Origin of the sequence: Erythrobacter sp., from assembly GCF_023653175.1 — a bacterium.
In the GTDB taxonomy this organism is placed as follows: Bacteria; Pseudomonadota; Alphaproteobacteria; order Sphingomonadales; family Sphingomonadaceae; genus Erythrobacter.
The window spans coordinates 1-3498 of sequence record NZ_JAMNXL010000262.1 but is presented as its reverse complement, the minus strand read 5'-3'; the positions used below and the strand labels follow the sequence as shown (position 1 = coordinate 3498).

At 65.4% G+C, this 3498-nt stretch carries 3 protein-coding genes; all 3 read left to right on the top strand.

All coding sequences use genetic code 11. The features are described 5' to 3' along the window. Window positions 1-70: 70 nt before the first annotated feature. A complete protein-coding gene (miaA, locus tag NBV68_RS18540; RefSeq protein ID WP_296312827.1) occupies window positions 71-1027 on the top strand; it encodes a tRNA (adenosine(37)-N6)-dimethylallyltransferase MiaA in 957 nt (318 codons plus the stop codon). Between the two features lie 157 nt (window positions 1028-1184). Beyond that, entirely contained in the window at window positions 1185-2930 is a 1746-nt protein-coding gene (ilvB, locus tag NBV68_RS18535) for a biosynthetic-type acetolactate synthase large subunit (protein ID WP_296312832.1), read from the top strand. A gap of 16 nt (window positions 2931-2946) precedes the next feature. Continuing rightward, a complete protein-coding gene (ilvN, locus tag NBV68_RS18530; protein ID WP_296312829.1) occupies window positions 2947-3462 on the top strand; it encodes an acetolactate synthase small subunit in 516 nt (171 codons plus the stop codon). Window positions 3463-3498 lie beyond the last annotated feature (36 nt).

Sequence of the window (3498 nt, the reverse complement as noted above, 5' to 3'; positions counted from 1 at the left end):
CTCGCCAAGCGCGGCGACGAGCGCATCGAGACGCGTTTCACTTGTCTCAGTCTCTGCTATCAGCCGCGCAATGAGCATACCTGTCACTCCTGAAAATCCGCTTGCGCTCATTGCAGGGCCGACCGCCAGCGGCAAGAGCGCGGTTGCGCTCAGCCTTGCCCACCGGCTTGCCGAAGATGGCCGCCGTGCGGTGATCATCAATGCCGATAGCGCACAGGTCTATGCCGATCTGCAGGTGCTCTCCGCCCGGCCTTCGGAGGAGGAGATGGAGGGGATCGAGCATCGCCTGTTCGGCGCGTGGGACGGGGCCGAGGCATGCTCGGCCGCCAAATGGGCCGCGCGCGCCAAGGCGGAAATCGCCGACTGCCACAAGAGCGGCGCGGTGCCGATCCTGGTGGGCGGCACAGGACTGTACCTCAAGGTGCTGCTCGAAGGCATAGCCCCCATCCCCGAGATCGACCCGGTAGTGCGCGCCGCGGTGCGGGCGATGGATGAGGCGGATGCCTACAAGCTGCTTCAGCTTGAAGACCCCGAACGCGCCGCCATGCTCGATCCCGGTGACAGCCAGCGCATCGCCCGCGCGCTCGAGGTCAAGCGCGCGACCGGGGTGACGCTCGGCGACTGGCAGCTCGCCAAGGCGGGCGGCATTGCCGAGGAGGTGACGCTCCATCCCCTGATCGTCGAGCCCGAGCGCCAGTGGGTCTACGACCGCTGTGACGCGCGCTTCGTGGCGATGCTGGACAATGGTGCGATTGCCGAGGTCGAGGTGCTGCTCGAGCGCGGGCTCGATCCCGAACTGCCGGTGATGCGCGCGATCGGCGTGCCCGAGATTGCGGCGTGGCTCGCCGGCGAGCTCGAGGCTGACGCGGTCGTCGCGAGCGGGGCCCAAGCGACCCGCAACTACGCCAAGCGCCAGTTCACCTGGTTCCGGCGCCAGCCACCGCCCGATTGGCCGCGGGTTCATCCTGACTGGCAGTCCGAAAATATCGACATTGGCGCCGCTTTTGCATCATTATTGCGCAAATAGAGCTTGACCTATCAGATTATGACCTTTAGCGGCGATGTCACTCGGCCCGATGCGCATTCCCCTGCGTCGGGCCGGTTTTCTTATTGAAGCGCGCGAAAAGATGGAGTTCCCTGTGACCGGTCAGCCGGCATCTGCCCCCTCGGACAATACCCCCGCCATGAGCGGCGCGGCGATCCTCGTGCAGTGCCTGATCGAACAGGGCGTGGAGTTCGTGTTCGGCTATCCCGGCGGCGCGGTGCTGCCGATCTATGACGAGCTGTTCGGCGATGAACGCATTCGCCACATCCTCGTGCGCCATGAAGCCGGAGCGGCCCACGCGGCCGAGGGTTACGCGCGCGCCACCGGCAAGCCGGGCGTGGTGCTCGTCACATCCGGCCCCGGCGCGACAAATGCCGTCACCGGGATTGCCGATGCGTGGATGGATTCGATCCCGATGGTGGTCATCACCGGACAGGTGCCGACCGCGCTGATCGGCACCGACGCGTTCCAGGAAGCCGATACTGTCGGCATCACCCGCCACTGCACCAAGCACAATTACCTCGTGAAGGACCCGGCCGATCTGGCCGCGACAATCAAGGAAGCCTTCCTGATCGCCACCACCGGCCGCCCCGGCCCGGTCGTGATCGACATTCCAAAGAACGTCCAGATCGCGATCCCTTCCGAACGGCGCGCGCTGACCCGTTCGGGCGCGCATCGCTATGCGCCCCAGACCGTCGCCCCGCCTGAGCACATCATCGAAGCGGTCGAGCTGATCGCCAATGCCGAACGCCCGATCTTCTACACCGGCGGCGGCGTCATCAATTCCGGCCCCGAGGCGAGCGCGCTGCTGCGCCGTTTCCAGGACCTTACCGGATCGCCCGTAACCTCGACCCTGATGGGCCTCGGCGCATTCCCGTCCCAGCACCCCGATTGGCTAGGCATGCTGGGCATGCACGGCACCTATGAAGCCAACATGGCGATGAACCAGTGCGACGTGATGGTCTGCATCGGCGCGCGTTTCGATGACCGCGTGACCGGGCGGCTCGATGCCTTTTCGCCGAACTCCAAGAAGATCCACATCGATATCGACCGCTCCTCGATCAACAAGGTGGTGCCGGTCGATCTCGGCATTCTCGGCGATTGCGGGACGGTGCTCGGCCAGCTGATCGAGGCATGGGGCAGCCGCAAGGCGCAGGACCTCGGCGAGTGGAAGGCGCGCATCGCCGGCTGGCGCGCGCGCGAATGCCTCGCCTACCCCGAACGCAGCGCCAAGAATCCGGGTATGATCATGCCGCAAAAGGCGGTCGAGCGGCTCCATGCCCTCACCCACCAGCGCAATCCGATCATCACCACCGAAGTCGGCCAGCACCAGATGTGGGCGGCGCAGTATTTCGGCTTCGAGGATCCCAACAAGTGGCTGACCAGCGGCGGCCTCGGCACGATGGGCTACGGCCTGCCCGCCGCGATCGGCGCGCAGCTCGGCCACCCCGACGCGCTGGTGATCGACATCGCGGGCGAAGCCTCGATCCAGATGAACATCCAGGAACTCGGCACCGCGAGCCAGTATCGCCTGCCGGTCAAGATCTTCATCCTCAATAACGAATATATGGGCATGGTCCGACAGTGGCAGGAACTGACCTATGAGAGCCGCTATTCGAACTCATATTCGGACAGCCTCCCCGATTTCGTGAAGCTCGCCGAGGCCTATGGCTGGAAGGGCATCCGCATCACCGAGGAGCGCGATCTCGACGACGGCATCATGCGGATGCTCGACCATCCCGGCCCGGTGATCGTCGATTGCCTCGTCGCGCAGGACGCCAACTGCCTGCCGATGATCCCGTCGGGCGCAGCGCACACCGAGATGCTGCTCTACGGCGACAAGGTCGACGGCACGATGGACGACGAAGCCAAGGCGCTGGTCTAAGGACACCCCCATGCCCATGAAAATCGCCGAAGCTGCTTCAGAGCGCCACGTGCTCGCCGTCACCGTCGACAACGAGCCCGGGATTCTCGCCAAGATCACCGGCCTGTTCACCGCGCGCGGCTACAATATCGACAGCCTCACCGTGGCCGACATCACCGAGGACCACGCGGTCAGCCGCATCACCATCGTCACCAACGGGCCTCCGTCCGTGATCGACCAGATCGAGGCGCAGCTCGAGCGGCTGGTGCCGGTGCACAAGGTCACCGACCTCACCACCGCAGGCCCACACGTGGAGCGCGAGCTGGCGCTGATCAAGGTCACCGGCACGGGGGAGAAGCGGGTCGAGGCGCTGCGCCTCGCCGACATTTTCCGCGCACGGCCGGTCGACACCACCATCGAAAGCTTCATCTTCGAAATCACCGGCCCCCCGGACAAGGTCGACAGCTTCATCGCCCTGATGCGCGAGCTGGGGCTGGTCGAAGTCGGCCGCACCGGGATCGTGGGCATGATGCGCGGGGCGCAGGGGGCTTAGAGCAACAGCATTTTTCACTCCACCGTCCCGGGCTTG

Coding starts and splice junctions, on each gene's coding strand:
- ilvB (WP_296312832.1), top strand. CDS start 1,185: ATGAGCGGCGCGGCGATCCTCGTGCAGTGCCTGATCGAACAGGGCGTG.
- miaA (WP_296312827.1), top strand. CDS start 71: ATGAGCATACCTGTCACTCCTGAAAATCCGCTTGCGCTCATTGCAGGG.
- ilvN (WP_296312829.1), top strand. CDS start 2,947: ATGAAAATCGCCGAAGCTGCTTCAGAGCGCCACGTGCTCGCCGTCACC.